This is a genomic window from Rossellomorea aquimaris TF-12 (assembly GCF_001648555.1).
In the GTDB taxonomy this organism is placed as follows: Bacteria; Bacillota; Bacilli; order Bacillales; family Bacillaceae_B; genus Rossellomorea; species Rossellomorea aquimaris.
Map to the genome: position 1 here is coordinate 163,290 of NZ_LQXM01000022.1, position 21,973 is coordinate 185,262.

Genomic DNA, 21,973 nt, shown 5'->3' on the forward strand with positions numbered 1-21,973 from the left:
CGATAAACAGTATGATAAATAAAGTATTAATAGCTAATCGAGGAGAAATAGCGGTCAGAATTATTCGTGCATGTCGCGATTTAGGTGTTGAGAGTGTGGCTGTTTATTCAGAAGCTGATAAAGAGGCCTTGCATGTTCAATTAGCAGATGAAGCTTATTGTATAGGACCAACAGCATCTAAAGATAGCTATTTAAACTTCACAAATATTATTAGTGTGGCAAAATTAACAGATTGTGATGCCATTCACCCTGGTTATGGGTTCCTGGCAGAGAACTCAGACTTTGCAGAATTATGCAGAGAATGCAATATCACTTTTATTGGACCATCGCCTGAAGCCATATCAAAGATGGGAACCAAGGACGTAGCTCGTGAAACCATGAGAGAAGCGGGTGTACCAATTGTTCCTGGCTCAAAAGGAATTGTAAAGGATGCAGATGATGCCGTAACTCTTGCAGATTCTATGGGGTATCCTGTCATTATTAAAGCTACTGCAGGTGGTGGAGGAAAAGGAATCCGTGTAGCAAAAACAAAAGAAGAGCTGATTAAGGGTGTTACTATTACTCAACAAGAAGCTATGACAGCGTTCGGAAATCCAGGAGTATACATCGAGAAGTTTATTGAAGATTTTCGACATGTTGAAATCCAAGTACTTGCAGATAACTACGGAAATGTTATTCACCTTGGAGAGCGAGATTGTACTATACAGCGAAGACTTCAAAAACTATTAGAAGAAACACCGTCTCCAGCGTTAAACGAAGAAATTCGTGCTAAAATGGGAGATGCAGCAGTAAAAGCAGCCAAAGCAGTTGATTATACTGGTGCAGGAACGGTAGAATTTATATATGATTACATTAATCAATCTTTCTACTTTATGGAAATGAATACTCGTATCCAAGTAGAGCACCCTGTAACGGAACAGGTGACGGGTGTAGATTTAATTAAAGAGCAAATTAATGTAGCATCAGGGGAAAAGCTCACCCTTACACAAGATGAAGTAACCTTCACAGGCTGGGCCATGGAATGTCGAATTAATGCTGAAAATCCTGAAAAGAATTTTATGCCTTCAGCTGGGAGGATTGATATGTATCTTCCTCCAGGAGGAATAGGCGTAAGAGTGGATTCAGCCGCATATCCTGGTTACATGATCCCTCCATATTATGATAGTATGATTGCTAAAGTCATCACATATGGAGCGACTCGTGAAGAAACCATTTCGAGAATGAAACGTGCTCTAAGTGAATTTGTGGTTGAAGGAGTGCACACAACCATTCCGTTCCATCTAAAGTTATTAGAACATGAAACCTTTGTTGGTGGAGAGTTTAATACAAAATTCTTAGAAAAGTATGAAGTAATGAAATCCTAGTGTGAATTCAGGAGGTGCCTTAAATGGCGGAAAATCAAAACCTTTTACAAATGTCTCATGGCAAAGACGGCCTTGGGAAAGTAGAAATCGCACCTGAAGTGATTGAAGTAATTGCTGGTATTGCTGCTTCAGAAGTTGAAGGTGTATCACAAATGCGTGGAAGTTTTGCAACGGGTGTTGTAGAACGTTTAGGGAAAAAGAATCATGGTAAAGGTGTAAAAGTGGAATTAGCCGAAGAGGGTATTATCATTGATGTTTACTGCATCATGAAGTTCGGTGTATCGATTCCTACCGTAGCACAAAAAATTCAAGATAACATTCGTCAAACTCTATTAAATATGACTGCTTTAGAAGCAGATGAAGTAAATGTGCATATTGTAGGGGTTCAATTTGAGAATCAAAAATATGAAGCTGAAATTGAAGACGAAATGTAATACCTATATGGGATGAAGGAACGGCCGTTTTGACGGCCGTTCCTTTTTTTGCAGGATTTTAGGATTTTATTTGCGAAATTTTAATTATATTGAGTGAAATTTTGGATATATTTGCGCTATCTGAACTATATCAAGCGAAAAGTGAAATATATTTGCGATATACTGATTTTTCGATAATAATCGACATTATCAAAAGATTTTTTAATGAACACTCCTTCGCTATTCAATTCAGAATATTGATTTTTTTACATAGACGTGCGTATTGCCCTTGGTTTGTGCTATTATCAAAGGTATGAAAATTGACATTGGATATTAAAGGAGTAATTATAAAATGAAAAGAAGAGTTGCCCGTGAAAAGGCATTACAAGCATTATTTCAAATAGATATGAGTGACATCGAACCAGAAGTAGCCCTAAGGAACGTTCTAGAAGAGGAAGAGATGGACGCTTATCTGCAACAATTAGTATTAGGATTCATTGAAAATCAAGAACGTATAGATGGAGAAATCAGACAAAACCTTGAAAAGTGGTCATTTGACCGTTTAGCTAAAGTTGATCGGAATATTTTAAGACTTGGAGTGTATGAAATCCATTTTGTAGAAGATGTACCAAATAATGTTGTAATAAATGAAGCGGTTGAAATTGCTAAAACCTTTGGAGATGATCAATCCAGTAAGTTTATCAATGGAGTTCTTTCAAAGGTAAGTCAATCCTAACAATGATAGGGGGCAATGGTATGTCAGGTGAAATTATTGACGGCAAGCTCATTGCAAATTATTATCGTGAACAATTAAAAGAAAAGATTTCTGACCTATCTACTAGTGGAATCGTACCAGGGCTTGCGGTTATTCTAGTAGGTGATAATCATGCTTCTCACACCTATGTAAAAATGAAGAGGAAAGCATGCAGTAAACTAGGGATTCATTCTGAGTTATATCAATATGATGATGGTTTAACCGAAGATCAACTCTTGGATAAAATTAGAGAGCTAAATAATCAAGACCATATACATGGAATCCTTGTGCAGTTACCTCTTCCTAAACAGATAAATCCTATCACTGTTATCGAAACGATATCGCCTTCGAAGGATGTAGATGGGTTTCACCCTGTATCAATTGGGAAAATGGTGACGAACCAAGACACCTTTTATTCCTGTACTCCCTTTGGGATAATGAAAATGTTGGAGTATGAAAATATTTCAATTGAAGGAAAGCATGTAGTGATTTTGGGAAGAAGCAATATTGTTGGAAAACCATCAGGTCATCTCTTCTTGAATCGAAATGCTACGGTCACCTTCTGTCATTCGAAAACAGAAAATATTCCATACTATACAAGACAAGCAGACATACTTGTTTCTGCAGTAGGGAAAGCAAATTTAATTGATGCTGGTGATATAAAAGAAGGGGCAATTGTGATTGATGTAGGGATGAATCGTGACGACGAAGGAAATCTTTGTGGGGATGTTAATTTTTCTAAAGTAAAAGAAAAGGCGAGTAGAATCACTCCGGTTCCTGGAGGTGTTGGTCCTATGACCATCACGATGCTCCTTTATAATACGGTGAAATCTGCCGAATGGGCCCTTGCCAATCGCAAAAACGGGTAAAAAATAGTACAATTAACATAGCTTAGCCAGAAAAGGGACAGCAAATTGAGCTGGCCCCTTTTCAGTATTTAATTTTGGATGTTTTTGTAAAGGTTATTGTTTTCTTAATAGGATTTTGTGCAATCAACTAAGCCTTTGGTTACAAAAAGAGTCTAATGAATATATCGATTACATAATGAATTTGGACGGAACAAAGGAGTCAATAAGTATGACACTTGATCAATCACGTTACTTAACGGTCCAAGCCCTAACGAAATACATAAAGAGAAAGTTTGATAAAGATCCTCATTTGAGCAATTTATATGTGAAAGGTGAAATTTCTAACTTTAAACAACATTCTAGTGGGCATATGTATTTTACCTTAAAAGATGATAAATCTCGAATTCTGTCTGTCATGTTTTCAAGTAGCAACCAAACATTAAAGTTTCGACCTGAAAACGGTATGAATGTATTAATTCGAGGGGATATATCTGTTTACGAATCTGGTGGGCAATATCAAATCTATGTAAAAGAAATGCAGCCAGATGGTATTGGTGAACTCTATTTAGCTTACGAACAGTTAAAAGAGAAGCTTGAAAAAGCGGGTTACTTCGAACAGAGTCGTAAACAGGTGATACCTAAATTTCCGAAACGCATAGCTGTAGTTACTTCACCAACGGGTGCGGCTATTAGAGATATTATCACAACAATAAAGAGAAGGTATCCGATTGGGGAGATTCTTGTTTTCCCAGCACTTGTTCAAGGTGAGCAGGCAGCAGGTTCTATTGTTAAAGCTATAAAACAAGTGAATGAGCGAGGGAATTGTGATGTATTAATTATGGGTCGTGGTGGCGGTTCCATTGAAGAGCTTTGGGCTTTTAATGAAGAGGTAGTAGCAAAAGCAATAGTAGAATCAGAAGTTCCCATTATTTCTGCAGTAGGCCATGAAACGGATTTTACCATTGCTGATTTTGTAGCGGATTTAAGAGCACCAACTCCTACAGCGGCAGGAGAGCTGGCTGTTCCGAATATTGATGACTTACTTGAAAGAATAATGAATCGTCAATTACGATTGATCAAAGGGTTTAAAACAAAACTTCAAGGTGAACGTCACCGATTAAATAGTTTATCAAAGTCCTATGCCCTTAGAAATCCACACCTCCTTTATCAACAAAAAGTTGAACATGTGGACAGACTTACAGATCAACTACAAAAGAGTATTACACTTCATGTGAAACAACAAAGTGATCAATTACATCAAATTCAATCAAGGCTTCTTCGAGTACACCCTTCTCAAATAATAAAGATTCAGCAAGAGCGTGTTTTATTTTTGCAAAATCAAGTGGGAAAACAATTCAAGCAGGTATTAAAAGAAAAAGGGCATCGTTTTCAGTCTGCTGTTTCAACACTGCATGCACTAAGTCCTTTAAAAATAATGGATAGAGGATATAGCCTTGTTTATGGAGACGAAGGAAACCTGATAAAATCATCGAGCCAGGTGAAAACAGGTGATCGAATTGAAATAAATGTTAAAGATGGAAAAATACAATGTGAAGTAGAATCTGTTGAGGAGCGTGAGAATGATGGCGAAAGCTAAAGAAGAATTATCATTTGAATTAGCTATGGAACAATTAGAAGAAATTGTTGAAAAATTAGAAGAGGGGGAAGTACCTTTAGAAAAGGCGTTACAGTTTTACCAAAAAGGGATGGAACTTTCTAAATATTGTCATGACACTCTTCAAAAAGCAGAAAATCAATTAACAAAAATGATGACTGATGAAGGGGAAAAAGCCTTCGATATTGAAGAGGAGGAATGATTCAGTGAATCCTCAATCTGATTTACAACAATTTCAACAACATTTTGGAAAAAAGATAGAAGAATGCATGATTCATTCTGTGCAAACTTTAAATATTCCAAATACATTAAAAGAATCCATGATTTATTCGCTTCAAGCAGGTGGAAAGAGAATAAGACCAGTTCTTCTATTAGCTACCATTCAAGCATTTAATAAAAATCCAATGCATGGATTGAATATAGCAGCATCCCTGGAGATGGTTCATACGTATTCATTGATTCATGATGATCTTCCTTCAATGGATGATGATGATCTGAGAAGAGGTAAACCTACTAATCATAAGGTTTTTGGAGAAGCCTTGTCCATATTAGCAGGCGATGGATTATTAACATACAGCTTCCAGCTAATAGCACAAGATCAACATCTTTTAGACGAACAAAAGATTCACCTTATTGACTTGCTGGCTAAAAGTGCAGGACCTGAGGGGATGGTCGGTGGACAAGTTTCAGACATTGAGGGAGAGAACCAAACATTAACCGTTAATGAACTTCAATCTATTCATGAAAATAAAACGGGAAAATTACTTACATTTAGTGTATTAGCGGGAGCGGTGATTGCTCAAGCGTCTTTGAAAGAGATGGAAAAGCTTCAACAATTTGCCTACCATATTGGTTTAGCCTTCCAAATCCAAGATGATATTCTCGACGTTGAAGGATCTGAAGAATTAATCGGTAAACCTGTTGGAAGCGATGAGTCCAAACATAAAAGTACCTATCCAAGTCTCTTGACTATGCAAGGGGCTAAGGAAAAACTGCAATTTCACTTACAATCAGCATTAGATTCTTTAGAATCAATTAATATTGATTCTACAATACTCAAACAAATAGCACAGTTAATTGCTGATAGAAACCACTAAACCGTTTCAATGTTTGAGGTATTTATTTAACATATGTTATAATACTGTTATAATAAACATTTGGGTGGTGCAGTATTCTAGTCAACCCACCGATCCTGAAGGTGGGCCTAAAAATCCACTAAAGGGCACATCGATGAAGTTCCTGGAATTGGCTTGAGGCGCCCAGCTTTGGGTCATATCTGGGAGTAAGGCTTGAGGGCGATCCACAATGGCATGTGGGCGTTGACCCGCAAGTCGCGGAGGCTCTGTTTCTTACGCTGGCAAAAGCATGTGCAATAAGAACAGAGTATGAACCTGTGATGTGATTCGTTAAGTTTCACTAGCAGCGTAGCCTGCCTTGAGTGAAGAGAGAGGGGATTATGGTTACAGGGTACACATCAGTTGGCCATTGATATGTGCTTTTTCGCCCATATGAAATCCTCTTTGCAAAAGAGGCTAAGGATTGTGTTAAGGGTTGTTGAGGAAAACTCCTAGACTGTTCAAAATCGGACATATAAAGAGGATTATAGTGCGGACTAAGTGGTAATCCAGTCTAGCTTGTGGTGACGCAGCTAAGTCGGGTTTAAAGGGAAACCGCCGGTATGGCAACATCCGGTACCTGATTGGGAAAACCTACTGGACCTAAGCTGCAATTTTTACTCTTTATATGACCATCCAATTACATAGAATCTTCTATAATTTTCACAATAGAAACGGTGTGTTTAAACGATAATGAACGAAACAATGAAAAACTCAATAAAGTGGAGTGTCAGCATTGCCGTTATCACATTTGTGTTAGCGGCTATTTTTTCAGTCTCTTCCAACATGGTATTAAATGGAGTTGCTTGGTTTACTGGACTTATAGTTGTCTTAATAATTGTTTTCATAGGTATCTTTTTTGATATGCTTGGAATAGCTGCAACGGCAGCAGATGAAACCCCCTTTCATGCCATGGCAGCTAAAAAGGTGTATGGTGCGAGGTATTCCATCAAGATTGTTCGAAATGCTGACCGTTTCGCAAGCTTCTGTAACGATGTAATTGGAGACATTTCTGGTATCATAAGTGGAACGGCCTCTGCCATTGTCATTGTTCAATTAGCCGTTTCCTTTCAGCTTGATGGCGGCTCCTTAAAAGAATATATCGTTAGTGTAACCTTAACGAGTATCATAGCCTCATTAACTGTTGGAGGCAAAGCTCTTGGGAAAACGTTTGCGATAACGTATTCTAAGGATATAATATTTAAAGTTGGAAAAGTTCTACAATTCTTTGAAGACCGATTTCATATTGTTATCATACAAGATAAAAAAGATAAGAAAGATAAAAATAAAAAAAAACGAAATAAGCCAGTGAAACAAAATTTTTAGTCATGAAAGTGAGTGGACCCCATGGATTTATTATCAATAAAAGACCCCTCTTTTTTAAAAAATATGTCTAATGAACAGTTAGAAGAGCTTAGTCAAAATATTCGCCATTTCTTAATTGAAAATTTATCAAAAACAGGGGGGCATATTGGTCCAAATTTAGGTGTCGTCGAATTAACGATTGCTCTCCATAAGCATTTTTCAAGTCCAAAGGATAAGATTCTTTGGGATGTAGGTCATCAATCGTATGTTCATAAAATTCTGACGGGTCGCGCTTGTCAATTTGATACATTAAGACAATATAAAGGGTTATGTGGTTTCCCAAAACGAAACGAAAGTGAACATGATGTATGGGAAACAGGTCACAGTTCTACTTCTCTTTCTGCTGCTATGGGTATGGCAATCGCCAGAGATGTAAAAAAAGAGGATTCATTCATCATTCCTGTTATAGGAGACGGTGCATTAACGGGTGGTATGGCTTTAGAGGCTTTAAATCATATTGGTCATGAGAAAAAAGACATGATTGTTGTCTTAAACGATAATGAAATGTCCATCGCACCAAATGTAGGGGCGCTTCATAGTGTGTTAGGACGTCTTCGTACAGCTGGAAAGTATAATTGGGTAAAAGATGAAATGGAATATATCCTAAAGCGTATACCAGCTGTTGGTGGGAAATTAGCTAGCACGGCTGAGAGAGTGAAGGATAGCCTGAAATATTTATTTGTTTCTGGTATGTTCTTTGAAGAATTAGGATTTACGTATCTTGGACCAATTGATGGTCATGATTATAATGACCTATCTGAAAACATTCAATATGCCAAGAAGACGAAAGGTCCTGTTCTTCTTCACGTCATTACGAAAAAGGGAAAAGGATTTCATCCTGCCGAATCAGATACTCAAGGAACTTGGCACGGTACAGGTCCATATAAAATTGACACTGGTGATCTAATCAAACCAGTAAACGCTCCTCCATCATGGAGTGGACTTGTAAGTGAAACAGTCCGAAAGATTGCACGTGAAGATGAACGCATAGTGGCTATTACACCTGCAATGCCTGTTGGGTCAAAACTGTTAGGTTTTGCAGAAGAGTTTCCAGAAAGAATGTTTGATGTTGGAATTGCCGAGCAACATGCAACAACAGTAGCAGCCGGCTTAGCTACTCAAGATATGAAGCCATTTTTGGCAATATACTCCACATTCCTGCAAAGAGCTTATGATCAAGTTGTACATGATATTTGCCGGCAAAACCTAAATGTTTTCATAGGTATTGACCGGGCAGGTTTAGTTGGAGCAGATGGAGAAACGCATCAAGGTGTATTTGACATCGCTTTTTTACGACATTTACCGAATATGGTCATCATGATGCCTAAGGATGAAAATGAAGGACAACACCTTGTGAATACAGCTCTTACATATAATGAGGGGCCGATTGCTTTACGTTATCCAAGAGGAAATGGATATGGAGTTCCAATGGATCCAGATTTAAAGACAGTCCCAATTGGAAGCTGGGAAGTATTAAAGCAAGGTGAGGATGTTGCGATCCTTACATTTGGAACAACGATACCTATGGCTTTAGAAGCAGCTAACGAACTTGAAAAACAAGGAATTTCTGTTCGAGTGGTAAATGCCAGGTTTATCAAACCGATGGATGAAGAAATGCTAACATCCATACTTCAAGATGAACTCCCAATCCTCACCATTGAAGAGGCGGTATTACAAGGGGGATTTGGAAGTGGTGTTCTAGAGTTTGCTCAAGAACACGGTTTTAATCATAGTGTCATTGATCGAATGGGTATTCCGGATTATTTTATCGAACATGGAAGTGTGAAGGAATTACTGATAGAAATTGGAATGACGAAGGAAAATGTCATTGATAAAGTATTAACTATTACTCCAAAAAAACAAAAAAGGGCTTGAACATGAAAGTAAAAAAACAACGTTTAGATGTACTTCTAGTCGAAAGAGGACTTATAGACACAAGAGAAAAAGCAAAAAGAGCTGTGATGGCTGGTCTTGTTTATTCGAAAGAAATGAGATTAGACAAACCCGGTGAAAAAGTAAGTGAAGATATTCCTTTAACGATTAAAGGTAAGGTACTTCCATATGTTAGTCGTGGTGGCTTGAAATTAGAAAAAGCCTTGAAAGTCTTTGAGGTATCGGTTCAAGATAAAGTCATGATTGACATTGGGTCTTCCACAGGTGGATTTACAGATTGTGCCCTTCAAAATGGGGCGAAGATGTCCTATGCCCTTGATGTGGGTTATAATCAACTGGCTTGGAAACTTAGACAGGATGAAAGAGTTGTCGTAATGGAAAGGACAAATTTTCGGTATGTAACTCCGGCAGATTTAGTGGGAGAGATGCCGAACTTTGCTTCGATTGATGTCTCGTTTATCTCTCTTTCATTAATTTTACCTGTATTAAAGACTCTCTTGGTTCCTGGTGGTGACTGTATCGCTTTAATAAAGCCACAGTTTGAAGCGGGTAAGAATCAAGTTGGCAAAAAGGGAATTGTTAGGGACCCTGCCGTCCACAAGTCGGTTATTGAAAAAATCATGACATTATCCATTAATGAAGGCTACCTAATAGAAGGACTGTCTTATTCTCCGATTACAGGAGGAGACGGGAATATTGAATTTCTCATTCATTTAAAATGGACAGGTAATAATGAAGAAGGTCAATCTCATTTATCTACCACACCTGAAGAAGTCATCTTAGATGCTCATAATCAATTGAAGTCAAATGTACAATAAAAAAACGGCTACTTCTTATAAAAGAGTAGCCGTTTTTTTATGTTCAATTTTGCTTGTTGGACCTACCCAGTTGACTCCGCTTTTCTTGATGTGTAGCTACGCCTCCTAGTCCCTCGAGGTCATAAGTCAAGCCTGACCAAAAAGCAAAAGACTCCTTTTAGTCAGACTTGCCTTATGCTTGTCGTGCCTGCCCAGTCGGCTCCGCTTTTCTTTATGTCTAGCTACGCCTCCTAGTCCCTCGAGGTCATAAGTCAAGCCTGACCAAAAGGCAAAAGACTCCTTTTAGTCAGGCTCGCCTTATGCTTGTCGTGCCTGCCCAGTCGGCTCCGCTTTTCTTTTTTATTGTACTTCATTACAAAATAGGCTAACATAAGCGTAGAGGTATAATTATACAGGTTTAATTAAATGTAAGAGGTGTATGTTCTATGATGAACAAAGGACAAAGACATATTAAAATTAGAGAAATCATTACGAATAGAGACGTTGAAACTCAAGATGATTTAGTCGAAAGTTTAAAAAATGCCGGTTTTAATGTTACTCAAGCAACAGTATCTCGAGATATTAAAGAACTCCATTTAGTGAAGGTTCCTTTAATGGATGGAAGGTATAAATATAGTTTACCGGCGGATCAACGATTTAACCCACTTCAAAAATTAAAGAGAACCCTAACAGATGCATTTGTAAAAGTGGATGCTGCTGGTCATATGTTAGTGATGAAAACTCTTCCAGGAAACGCAAATGCTATCGGTGCATTAATTGATAACCTGGACTGGGAAGAAATACTGGGAACTATCTGCGGAGATGACACTTGCTTAATTATTTGTCGCAGCGAAGAAGAAACAAAAGTAGTATCAGAGCGTTTTTTAAATATGTTGTAAAAGATAGAATCAAAACATGAAAAGTGCTTTATTGATTGTTGATTGAGGTGAATGTTTTTTGCTACAAGAATTGTCAATTAAAAATTTTGCCATTATTGAATCGTTAACTCTTTCTTTAGAGGAAGGTCTGACTGTTCTTTCCGGAGAGACTGGAGCGGGAAAATCAATTATTATTGATGCCATTCATCTGTTAGTTGGTGGAAGAGGATCCTCTGAATATGTTCGTCATGGAGAAAAGAAGGCGGAAATTGAAGGGTTATTTATTCTGGATAATGATACTCATCCCTGCTATGAAAAAGCAGATAGCTTTGGAATAGATATAGAAGAAGGAATGATTGTTCTTAGACGTGATATATCTAGTGCGGGTAAAAGTGTTTGTAGAATTAATGGGAAGTTAGTAACGATTGCAATCATGAGAGAAATTGGTGCTTCTTTAATTGACATTCATGGTCAACATGAACACCAAGAGCTTATGAATGAAAGTCTACATTTGTCCCTCTTAGATCAATTTGGTGGCAAGGAAATTGCCTCTAATTTAACTAGTTATGGTGAAGTTTACAAACAATATCAAAGCGTATTAAAACAATTTAACAGGTTAAATGAGAATGAACAAGAAATGGCACATCGACTAGACTTAATTCAATTTCAACTCAAGGAAATTCAAGATGCAAACCTTCAGATGAACGAAGATGAAGAGTTGCAGGAAGAAAAACGGAAGTTGATGAATTTTGAAAAGTTATTTGAATCATTGCAGAATTCTTACGACAGTATTCAGGGAGAACGTAAGGGAATAGATTGGACAGGTTTAGCTATGAGTCATTTGGAAACGGCTGCTGATATTGATTCACAGTATGCTAAAACGTTGGAATCTGTTTCTAATGCGTTCTATATGCTTGAAGACGCTGCACATCAAGTGAGAGCAGAGCTTGACCAATTGGAGTTTGAACCGAACCGACTAGATTTAATTGAAGCAAGATTAAATGAAATCAACGGTTTGAAAAGGAAATACGGAACTTCCGTAGAAGACATTCTTGCCTATAGCTCAAAAATTGAAGAAGAGATTGAAACGATTATGAATAAAGACTCTCACCTTGAGAACTTGAAGCATAGTTTAACTTCCCTTGAGAAAGATTTATCTTTAGAAGCTAAATCTCTTTCTGAATCGAGAATGAAATGGGCAAAGAAATTAACATCAAGTATTCATGAACAACTGAAGCAACTTTATATGGATAAAACAACTTTTGAAGTCCGTTTTATTAAAAATAAAGACAAAGAATCGTTTTCCTTTTCACATTATAAAAAGGATGGTTGGGACACGGTTGAATTCTTTATCTCCACGAACCCTGGGGAACCTTTAAAGCCTTTATCTAAAGTAGCATCAGGTGGAGAGCTTTCACGTATTATGTTAGCTCTAAAAACGATCTTTTCAAAACACCAAGGAATTACTTCAATGATTTTTGATGAAGTAGACACTGGAGTTAGTGGAAGAGTCGCTCAAGCAATTGCAGAAAAAATATATCAAATTGCCATTCACTCGCAGGTTATGTGTATTTCTCACTTGCCTCAAGTTGCAGCAATGGCTGATAGTCACTTATTTATATCTAAAAAGCTTTCTAAAGGAAGAACGAGTTCAATGGTCAAGCGTTTAGAAGAAAAGGACAAGATAAAAGAAATATCCCGAATGATTTCTGGTGTTGAAATTACTGATTTAACGTTAGAGCATGCCAAAGAACTGTTACAATTAGCAGGTTCAATTAAAGATTCTTGAAAAGCTATCCAATTAGGGTAGCTTTTTTTGATGATTACCAGTTATAAATGTGTCTCTTAAAGGCAAAATTAAGACTGTAGCCAATAGTTAATGTGATTGGATTAGAAGCGAGGAGAGTGAATGTATTGAATTTAGATACTTTAAGGAAATATATAGGTGGAATTCTCCTTGTTTCGCTATGTCTCATCGGTTTTTATAAACCAGTTCAACAATTTATCAACACACCGAATTCAATAAGGGTAATGGAAGGGGACGAAGTTGCTCTCCCTAAGGCAACATCCGTTTCCGCCATGAATTCGTTAAATACTGTTCAAATGAAAAAGCAAGAAGGTCAGCTATCTATTCAAGGGAAGTCTGTTGGGAAAGATGAAGTTGTATTTGAATTAGCTGGTTTACCCATTAAGAAAGTTGATGTAGAAGTTCTTAAAGACTTTAAGGTCATACCAGGCGGTCAGTCCATTGGAGTAAAGTTAAATACAGTTGGGGTATTAGTAGTCGGACATCATTTAGTGGATACTGAAAAAGGAAAGGTTTCTCCAGGAGAAAAGGCTGGAATTCAAGTGGGAGACATGATAACTGAAATTAACGGAAAGAAAGTAGAAGAGCTAGCTGATGTTGCTCCTTTTGTTCAAAAAGCGGGAGAAGAAGGGGAAAGCTTAGATGTTATCGTGAAACGTGAACAAAATACAATCGAAACTTCCCTCCTTCCTTTAATGGAAAAAGGAAAAAACACTTACAAACTGGGTTTGTATATTAGAGATTCAGCTGCTGGTATCGGAACAATGACATTTTTTGATCCAAAATCAAAAAAATATGGGGCTTTAGGACATGTTATATCAGACATGGACACTAAAAAGCCAATCGTTGTAGAGGATGGAGAAATTGTTAATTCTGAGGTCACTTCCATCGAAAAAGGTAGTGATGGAAAACCAGGTGAAAAATTAGCTCGTTTTTCCTCGGATCGAAATGTCATTGGAAACATTACTCGGAATAGTCCTTTTGGAATTTTTGGGGAACTGAATCAATCCATCGAAAATGACCTTTTTGATAAGCCAATGTCCATTTCCTTGTCTCATCAAGTGAAAGAGGGTCCTGCTCAAATTCTCACAGTCGTCGATGGGAAAAAAGTTGAGAAATATGATATTGAAATTGTGAGTACCATACCTCAAAAATTCCCTGCAACAAAAGGAATGGTCCTTAAAGTAACAGATCAAAAACTCCTGGAGAAAACAGGAGGTATTGTGCAAGGAATGAGTGGAAGTCCAATCATTCAAAATGGCAAAATCATTGGTGCAGTTACTCATGTGTTTGTAAATGATCCTACAAGTGGATATGGAGTTCATATTGAATGGATGCTAAGTGAAGCAGGTATCGATATTTATAAAAAAGAGCATAATAGAGCTAGTTGATCTAATATGACCCTTAGTGCCGAATGAAGGTACTTTAAGGGTTTTTTTAATTTCTTTTAATAAAATTTGCTAATGTATCTCAAGGATTGATAAAATAAAGATTATTCGACAAAAGTACATATATTTATCGAATGTGGTCGAAATTTAGAGTAATCATTAGAAAATAAGAGAAAAGATATTATTTTTTAGATTTTTTTCAAAAATAAAAGGATTTTGGGTTGCATTGTCGAAAATGTTATTTAGAATAAAAATTAGAGACTTGAATTAATTTGGATTGAGGAGGAAACCTGTAGTGAAATCGATTAAAGTATGTGTTGTTGATGATAACCGTGAGCTAACCTCATTATTGGAGGAATACATTGCTTCGCAAAATGATATGGAAGTGGTAGGTATTGCACATAATGGTCAAGATTGTTTAGAGTTATTGGAGGAAGTTGATCCAGATGTCTTGGTGTTAGATATTATTATGCCGCATTTAGATGGCTTAGCTGTTTTAGAGCGTCTACGTGAAAAGAAGAGCATTCCAAATGTTATTATGCTGACAGCTTTCGGACAGGAGGATGTGACGAAAAAGGCAGTGGATCTAGGGGCTTCCTACTTTATTTTAAAACCATTTGATATGGAAAACCTGGTTAGCCATATAAGACAAGTTAGTGGTAAATCAAATCCAATTATTAAGAAATCTTCCTCATCCAGAATGAATTCAGATCATAAACCAAGAAATTTAGATGCGAGTATAACAAGCATTATTCATGAAATTGGTGTACCTGCTCACATTAAAGGTTATTTATATTTAAGAGAAGCCATTTCTATGGTCTATAACGACATTGAATTACTTGGTTCGATTACCAAGGTTTTATATCCTGATATTGCAAAGAAATATAATACCACAGCGTCACGTGTAGAACGTGCAATCCGCCATGCTATCGAAGTTGCCTGGAGTCGTGGGAATATCGACAGTATCTCAAGTCTATTTGGTTATACGGTTAGCATGTCTAAAGCAAAGCCGACAAATAGTGAATTCATTGCCATGGTAGCCGACAAGCTTCGTTTAGAGCATAAAGCTTCATGAGAGAGTAAGGAATAAGTGGAATTTTGCTATTAATAACTTTTTACACAAAGTATATTGTTCTCAAAAACCCCATAACCATATAGGTTATGGGGTTTTTATCATTTGGACCTTTTCGGAAACTTTTGTTGTTTTTATAAAAGCAATCAGCTTTTTTAGAAAACAGCATTTTTCCAAGTGCATCGGTCTGATACGAGCTTGTAAGAAGACATACTTTTTAAGTGTTGAAGGATTACTGATGCTTACATAATGAGTGGTTTGGTAACAAAGGTTTGTCTAGTTTTGAAGACGAAGCTTAAAGCTTCAATCTAGGACTTCTGAAAAAAGTAAAATTAAGCAAAAGCCTTTTTTACAATATATAGTAGTTAGCCCTTACAGCTTGTCTTTAAGTGAATAAGATAAGAATGTACTACAATAACATATCGGAGGTGAAGAAAAATGGGTTGTGGTAGAAGAAATAATGTAGCAGGTGCGTTTGACCGCCGTAACAGACGTGATGATGTAGCAGGAGCTTCTGACAGAAATTTTAGAGTTCCTGTGAAAGCATTTATTGAAGGGGAAGACTTTTGCAGAGCTGTACGCAGATGTATTGCCGATGATCTTGTAGCTGGAGCTCGAGATGATAACCGTGATAGACGTCGTCGCAGATGCTGGTTCTAACTTTTTCCTAAAGCAAACCTCTAAAAAAACCTCCTTATAGAAAGAAAAGATCCTGAGAGATACCACAGCTCTCAGGATCTTTTGTTTTAAAAAGTGAGGAATCTGTAACTTAAAAAGTTAGGGTTAATCAATTATACTTATATGAAAACAATCGTTATTTTGAAAGGAACCTATAAGGCGATGATGAAAAATGACTATTTTTCCCTTACAGAAAAAAATGCCGTCCTTTATATAAATGTAAATAAAAAAGGATTTAATATTCTACAATTTAATTCGCTTATCAAAAAATATCCCAGAGTGAGTATTTCGGATGTGATCACATTAAGGGATGCCTTGCAAAATGCAGATTCCGAGGATACGAAGATAGGGTATCTGAAACCTGAGATCGAATGCTCCATTACAGCAGATGAAATGGAAGCGGATGTTATTTTACATATAACTGAGGAACAATTTTTAAATAACAAAAACCATTACTATGAAGAAGTAAAGAAGCGTTTACAGTTAATGGGAGTGAAAAAACAGTTTATAATTCAAGAGAATATGGAACTGATCCGACCTGGAATTCCTTTAGTCGTTGCTAGGGGGGAGGACCAAGTAAATGGGGAGGATGCCCGTATTTCATTCATTGAAAAGGCTGAACGGAAACCGTCTATAACCGAAGAAGGAAAAGCTGATTACTTTGATATGAATTTTTTCACTGATGTGAAAACAGGAGATTGGTTAGGGGAGAAGGAATATATTTCAAAGGGTAAAAACGGGGTCACCCTCTTAGGGAAAATCATTCCCTTCAAAGCTGGTTCTGATAAACCTTTGCTATACGATATGAATTCAGTTATGGAAACGGAAGAAAATAATAAAACCGTTTTACGTGCCAGAAGGGATGGAATTGTAGAGTTTACAGCAGGGAAAATATCAGTTGGAGAACACCTGTTCATAGAGGAGGATGTTGGAGTTGAAACGGGTAACATTGATTTCGATGGAAGTGTCACCATTAGAGGAACCATTCAGCCTGGATATAGTGTACGGGCTACAAAAGATATTTCAATTTTAGGGCTATTAGGTGTTAGTAGTTGTAAAAGTGTCATATCCACCACAGGAGATATTTTTATTAAAGGAGGGGTTTATGGAAATAACAAAACCCTCATTGAAGCTGGAAGAGATATATACGTCAAACATGCCAATGAATGTTCATTAAAGGCGAAAGAACTTATATTTATCGGCTTTTATTCAAAAGGCTGCACTCTTCATGCTAATCATATAAAGACAGATGAAAGTAAGGGAAGGATAGTTGGAGGATACGTAAAAGCGAAAGGGAGTATTGTAACAGGAACGGTTGGAAATAAAGCTGAAAAGAAGACGGAACTTGTATTAGAAGGGATAGAAAGAGAAGAAATTGAAAAGGAATATAAGCATATTTTACTCAAATATAAACAGTTGTTAAAATCAAAGGAAAAGCTACAAAAAGCTACTTCATCCTTAAGTGATAAATATCATAAGCTAAATGGAGAAGGGAAAAAGAAGTATGATGATCTTTATCAGCAGTTAGTTACTGTATTAAAAGAAATAATGCATGTAGAACAAGAAAGGAAATCTTTGGCTACGCTCCTTAAAGTGAAAGGAAATGGGGAAGTTACTGTTTTGAAAAATATTTACCCTAATTCAACCATTGAATTTTTTGGTTGTAAGAAAAGGTTCAAAACCCAAACACGTGGTACTTTTTACATGTTGGAAAATGATATTCATTACGAAAAGGAAGTGGATTCATGACGTTCATTTTGGCTCATAGAGGATCGGCAGGAACTCACCCTGAAAATACGATGGAGGCTTTTTATGAGGCTGAAAGAGTCGGAGCTGATGGAATAGAGTTAGATGTGCAGTTAACAAAAGATGGTGAAGTGGTCGTTATACACGACGAAAGTGTGGATCGGACTACAAATGGTAAAGGGTTTGTTAAAGATTATACTCTTAAAGAAATAAAAAAGCTTGAAGCCAACTATAAATTTAAAAAGAAATTTCTTAAGAAAAATAGAATTCCTTCATTAGTCGAGGTGTTCCAGTGGCTTAAAGGAAATGAACTGATTTGTAATATTGAACTTAAGAACAGCATTATGGATTATGAAGGACTTGAGGAGAAAGTGATTGATTTAATCGAAAAATATGAATTCGAAGACCGTGTGATTATTTCATCATTCAATCATTATTCTCTCGTGGCATGCTACCGGATAAAACCAACTATTGAAATTGCCCCCCTTTATTCTTCAAGTTTATATATGCCATGGATATATGCCCAATCCATTAGAGCGAAAGGTATCCATCCTAATATTAAGGTGGCTCGAGACGAGATTATCGTAGAAGCTATGAGAAATGGAATGGCAGTAAGACCTTATACCATTAATAATGAAAAACAAATGAAAAGGCTCTTCACAATTGGGTGTACGGCATTCGTAACCGATTATCCTGAAAAGGCCATTAGAGTTCGAAATGACATAAAGAAAAGCTAGCTTATTGAAGCTAGCTTTTTTTATCGAACCTCTTTTGAACTTTGTTTCTCTTTCGATCCCTATGCAGGACAAAACCTGCGATAAAACCTAACCCACATACGAAAAATAGTAGTCCAACAAAGAATTGTAACCATAAATAAGGTATAGGTGGCTGTAATATTCCAAATAACATATCTCTCATTAACTTGATTCCAAGTGCTGCTAATGCACCAGGGATCAACATAATAATTAAAGCAATAATTCGAACCATTTTACACATTGCTCCTTTTTATTTTCATACTAAAAGTCTACCTCCATCTAGAAAATTGTCAAGCAGCTTCTCTTAGTGTAAGATTAAAAGTGTGAAATAAATTGCAGGTTGAGACAGTTGGGGTGAAAAAAATTGCAAGAGGTACTTATTATTGGTGGTGGAAAAGGTGGTACAGCCATTTTAAGAATTCTTCATGAAGTTTCCCTTATGAAAGTAATAGGTGTTGTTGATTTAAACAATAACGCACCGGGAATAAAAATGGCTATGGAATTAGGCATACCTTATGGAGACGATTGGAAACCACTTTTAAACGAATCCGTCGACATCGTTATTGATGTGACAGGCGATCAACGAGTGTTTGAAGAAGTAAGAGAAAAAAGAGGAAAAAGTACAGTTATTATTCCAGGTAGTGTTGCTTTCCTTATATCAAAGCTTCTTGAAGAAAAAGAAGATTTAATACATCAATTAACAAGTGAATCCTTTAAAAGGGACTTGATATTTAATTCCACAGACGATGGAATGGTAGGTATAGATGATAAAGGTAATGTGATGCTCTTTAACAAAAGTGCAGAAAGAATGATTGGTAAGGAGCAGGAACATGCTCTTGGGGTGCATATCTCTGAGGTTGTTCCAGAAAGTAAGTTAACCACTACATTAGAAACAAGAAGAACCGAAATTAATCAAGAGGTATTATTACATAATGGTTTAAAGATCATTTCTAATCGCATTCCGATGATTACGGAAACGGATGAAATTATTGGGGCTTTCTCTGTATTTAAAGATATTACAGAGGTTGTGAACCTAGCTGAAGAAATTACGAACCTTAAAGAAATTCAAACCATGCTAGAAGCGATTATTCATTCAAGTGATGATGCCATCTCCGTAGTGGATGAAGAAGGAAAAGGGATATTAATTAATCCCGCTTATACTAGAATCACAGGGTTATCTCAGGAAGAAGTCATCGGAAAGCCGGCCACTGCAGATATTTCTGAAGGGGAAAGTATACATTTGAAAGTTCTTCAAACGAGAAGAGCGATTCGTGGTACGAAAATGAGGGTTGGTCCAAAAAGAAAAGAAGTCATTGTGAACGTTGCCCCAATCATTGTGAACGGTAAATTAAAGGGTAGTGTAGGTGTCATTCATGATATGTCTGAAATTCAATCTCTTACTCAAGAATTAGATCGAGCTAGGAGAATTATTCGCACTCTCGAAGCAAAATATATGTTTGAAGACATCATTGGGGATTCTGAAGAAATGAACCTAGCTGTAGAACAAGCGAAATTAGGGGCGAAAACACCTGCGACGGTTTTATTAAGAGGAGAATCCGGCACAGGTAAAGAATTATTCGCACATGCGATACATAATGCGAGTAACCGCAAATTTAACAAATTCCTTCGCGTTAATTGTGCAGCTTTGTCCGAAAGTTTATTGGAAAGCGAATTGTTTGGGTACGAAGAAGGTGCTTTTTCTGGAGCGAAACGCGGTGGTAAAAGAGGGTTATTTGAGGAAGCGAATAACGGGAGTATCTTTTTAGATGAAATTGGAGAATTGAGTGCAAACACTCAAGCTAAATTATTGAGGGTACTACAAGAAAATGAGATTGTTCGTGTCGGCGGTACGAAATCCATCCAAATAAATGTAAGGGTGATTGCAGCTACAAATGTAAACTTGGAAAAAGGAATAGCAGATGGTTCATTTAGAGAAGATTTATATTATCGACTCAATCGAATGCCTATTCAAATCCCTCCCCTGAGAAATCGAAAATCGGATATTCCTCTTATTACCGAACAATTGATCACGAAGATTAATCAAGATTACGGTAGGAACGTAGAGGGAGTAACAAAGGATGCAATGATGAAATTAATGAATTATCATTGGCCTGGAAATGTAAGAGAGTTAGAAAATGTTTTAGGTAGAGCGATAATCTTCATGAAATATAATGAAATTAATATTGATAGTAACCATCTACCTCCATTAGAAAGTGTCTCAAAGGTAAATCAACCGCAGCTATCTTCAACTTTTGATAGAAAAGGGGATTTAGCTACACAGCTCGAACAATTTGAGAAAAATATAATTACTCAAGTTTTAGAGCAGAATAAGGGTAATAAAACTGCCACTGCCAAAGAATTAAATGTATCTGTCAGAAACCTCTATTATAAAATTGACAAATATAACCTTGAAAAAAATAGCGTGAAATAAATTGCACACCATGAAGAAAATTGCAGGTATAAAAATAGTATATTAAAGCGTTTTCAACATTTTAAAGTTGGCACGGTTCTTGCATGATTGTTAAATGGGTACAAAAAATGAGCGAAAAGGGGTTGAAACGACAAACATGAATCTACAATCTTTGGTAGAACAAGCAACCCAAAAAGAAAATTCCATTGTAGCTGTAGCAGCTGCAGAGGATAAAGAGGTCATTGGTGCAGTCTCGATGGCTGTGGAAAAAAAGATGGCGGAATTCTTATTATTTGGTGATAAAGAAAAGATAGAAAGCGTGATAGATGAGGTTGCACCCCAGCTGAAATCCAGTCATGATATTAAGATTAAACACGCGTTTTCACCTCAGAAAGCAGCAGAACTCGCTGTAAAAGCTGTGAAAGAAAACGAAGCGGGAGCTTTAATGAAAGGAAATGTTCCCACCGCTGTGATTTTGAAAGCTGTATTAAATAAAGAGTGGGGTTTACGTACTGAGAATGTTTTATCCCATGTGGCTGCGTTTGAGATTTCAGGATATGACAAACTGACGTTTATCACGGATGCAGCTATGAATATTGCTCCTGATCTACAACAAAAAGCGCAAATCATAGAAAATGCTGTGTCCGTTGCGAATGCCATCGGAGTACATTTACCTAAAGTGGCACCACTGGCTGCCGTTGAAGTGATAAACCCTGCTATGCAGGCTACCGTAGATGCAGCTTCATTAACATTAATGAATCAAAGAGGACAGATAAAAGAGTGTGTTGTAAATGGACCGCTCGCTTTAGACAACGCTGTTTCTTTGCATGCTGCAGAGCATAAAGGGATTCAAAATGATGTTGCTGGACAAGCAGATATTTTACTGGTACCAAATATAGAAACGGGAAATGCTTTATACAAATCCCTAATCTATTTTGCCAAAGCAAAGGTTGGAGCGATCATTGCAGGAGCAAAAGCGCCAATTGTATTAACATCCAGAGCGGATAGCGCAGAGAGTAAGTTATATTCTCTGGCTCTTGCTATATGTTCTGCTACTAATAAATAATATTAAACC

Annotated in this window: 20 protein-coding genes; 19 read left to right on the plus strand and 1 reads right to left on the minus strand. The window is 36.9% G+C overall.

Going from position 1 to position 21,973, the window contains the following annotated elements; all coding sequences use genetic code 11:
* Positions 1–11 precede the first annotated feature (11 nt).
* From accC to IQI_RS05085, 17 genes are all read left to right on the plus strand, one after another.
* On the plus strand, positions 12–1,364 hold the full coding sequence (accC, locus tag IQI_RS05005; protein ID WP_064091583.1) for an acetyl-CoA carboxylase biotin carboxylase subunit: 1,353 nt from the start codon (positions 12–14) through the stop codon (positions 1,362–1,364).
* Positions 1,365–1,387: 23 nt separating this feature from the next.
* On the plus strand, positions 1,388–1,798 hold the full coding sequence (locus tag IQI_RS05010; protein WP_064091584.1) for an Asp23/Gls24 family envelope stress response protein: 411 nt from the start codon (positions 1,388–1,390) through the stop codon (positions 1,796–1,798).
* A gap of 331 nt (positions 1,799–2,129) precedes the next feature.
* Positions 2,130–2,513: a transcription antitermination factor NusB gene (gene nusB, locus IQI_RS05015; RefSeq protein ID WP_064091585.1), complete on the plus strand. Its 384-nt coding sequence runs from the start codon at positions 2,130–2,132 to the stop codon at positions 2,511–2,513.
* A gap of 20 nt (positions 2,514–2,533) precedes the next feature.
* Positions 2,534–3,400, plus strand: a complete 867-nt coding sequence (folD, locus tag IQI_RS05020) for a bifunctional methylenetetrahydrofolate dehydrogenase/methenyltetrahydrofolate cyclohydrolase FolD (protein ID WP_064091586.1) — start codon at positions 2,534–2,536, stop codon at positions 3,398–3,400.
* Between the two features lie 208 nt (positions 3,401–3,608).
* Positions 3,609–4,976 (plus strand): exodeoxyribonuclease VII large subunit, encoded by a 1,368-nt coding sequence (gene xseA, locus IQI_RS05025; RefSeq protein ID WP_064091587.1) that lies wholly within the window; start codon positions 3,609–3,611, stop codon positions 4,974–4,976.
* The gene (xseB, locus tag IQI_RS05030) at positions 4,963–5,196 is read left to right on the plus strand and encodes an exodeoxyribonuclease VII small subunit (protein ID WP_064091612.1); all 234 of its coding nucleotides are present in this window, start codon (positions 4,963–4,965) and stop codon (positions 5,194–5,196) included. The genes xseA and xseB overlap by 14 nt, the downstream gene beginning before the upstream one ends.
* Before the next feature lie 4 nt (positions 5,197–5,200).
* Positions 5,201–6,091 (plus strand): polyprenyl synthetase family protein, encoded by an 891-nt coding sequence (locus IQI_RS05035; RefSeq protein ID WP_328585728.1) that lies wholly within the window; start codon positions 5,201–5,203, stop codon positions 6,089–6,091.
* Positions 6,092–6,802: 711 nt separating this feature from the next.
* The gene (locus tag IQI_RS05040) at positions 6,803–7,435 is read left to right on the plus strand and encodes a CNNM metal transporter family protein (RefSeq protein ID WP_064091588.1); all 633 of its coding nucleotides are present in this window, start codon (positions 6,803–6,805) and stop codon (positions 7,433–7,435) included.
* Positions 7,436–7,456: 21 nt separating this feature from the next.
* Positions 7,457–9,349 carry a 1-deoxy-D-xylulose-5-phosphate synthase gene (gene dxs / locus IQI_RS05045; RefSeq protein ID WP_064091589.1) on the plus strand — a complete coding sequence of 631 codons (1,893 nt, stop codon included), beginning with the start codon at positions 7,457–7,459 and terminating at the stop codon, positions 9,347–9,349.
* Positions 9,350–9,351: 2 nt separating this feature from the next.
* Positions 9,352–10,185 carry a TlyA family RNA methyltransferase gene (locus IQI_RS05050; RefSeq protein WP_064091590.1) on the plus strand — a complete coding sequence of 278 codons (834 nt, stop codon included), beginning with the start codon at positions 9,352–9,354 and terminating at the stop codon, positions 10,183–10,185.
* Between the two features lie 428 nt (positions 10,186–10,613).
* Positions 10,614–11,063 (plus strand): transcriptional regulator AhrC/ArgR, encoded by a 450-nt coding sequence (gene ahrC, locus IQI_RS05055; RefSeq protein ID WP_064091614.1) that lies wholly within the window; start codon positions 10,614–10,616, stop codon positions 11,061–11,063.
* A gap of 58 nt (positions 11,064–11,121) precedes the next feature.
* The gene (gene recN / locus IQI_RS05060) at positions 11,122–12,831 is read left to right on the plus strand and encodes a DNA repair protein RecN (protein WP_064091591.1); all 1,710 of its coding nucleotides are present in this window, start codon (positions 11,122–11,124) and stop codon (positions 12,829–12,831) included.
* Between the two features lie 125 nt (positions 12,832–12,956).
* Complete coding sequence (gene spoIVB / locus IQI_RS05065; protein ID WP_064091592.1) at positions 12,957–14,240, plus strand: SpoIVB peptidase; 1,284 nt, start codon at positions 12,957–12,959, stop codon at positions 14,238–14,240.
* Positions 14,241–14,532: 292 nt separating this feature from the next.
* Positions 14,533–15,312, plus strand: a complete 780-nt coding sequence (spo0A, locus tag IQI_RS05070) for a sporulation transcription factor Spo0A (protein WP_064091593.1) — start codon at positions 14,533–14,535, stop codon at positions 15,310–15,312.
* 435 nt (positions 15,313–15,747) lie between these two features.
* Positions 15,748–15,969, plus strand: coding sequence for a hypothetical protein (locus IQI_RS05075; protein ID WP_064091594.1), 222 nt, complete (start codon positions 15,748–15,750; stop codon positions 15,967–15,969).
* A gap of 180 nt (positions 15,970–16,149) precedes the next feature.
* On the plus strand, positions 16,150–17,736 hold the full coding sequence (locus tag IQI_RS05080) for a DUF342 domain-containing protein (protein WP_064091615.1): 1,587 nt from the start codon (positions 16,150–16,152) through the stop codon (positions 17,734–17,736).
* Positions 17,733–18,470 (plus strand): glycerophosphodiester phosphodiesterase, encoded by a 738-nt coding sequence (locus IQI_RS05085; RefSeq protein WP_064091595.1) that lies wholly within the window; start codon positions 17,733–17,735, stop codon positions 18,468–18,470. The genes IQI_RS05080 and IQI_RS05085 overlap by 4 nt, the downstream gene beginning before the upstream one ends.
* 10 nt (positions 18,471–18,480) lie before the next feature.
* Here IQI_RS05085 and IQI_RS05090 read toward each other — a convergent pair whose 3' ends face one another.
* Entirely contained in the window at positions 18,481–18,720 is a 240-nt protein-coding gene (locus IQI_RS05090) for a DUF2627 domain-containing protein (RefSeq protein WP_064091596.1), read from the minus strand.
* 132 nt (positions 18,721–18,852) lie between these two features.
* Between IQI_RS05090 and IQI_RS05095 the strand changes: the two genes are divergently transcribed.
* Positions 18,853–20,919, plus strand: coding sequence for a sigma-54 interaction domain-containing protein (locus IQI_RS05095; RefSeq protein WP_064091597.1), 2,067 nt, complete (start codon positions 18,853–18,855; stop codon positions 20,917–20,919).
* A 136-nt stretch (positions 20,920–21,055) separates the two neighbouring features.
* The gene (yqiS, locus tag IQI_RS05100) at positions 21,056–21,964 is read left to right on the plus strand and encodes a phosphate butyryltransferase (RefSeq protein WP_064091616.1); all 909 of its coding nucleotides are present in this window, start codon (positions 21,056–21,058) and stop codon (positions 21,962–21,964) included.
* Positions 21,965–21,973 lie beyond the last annotated feature (9 nt).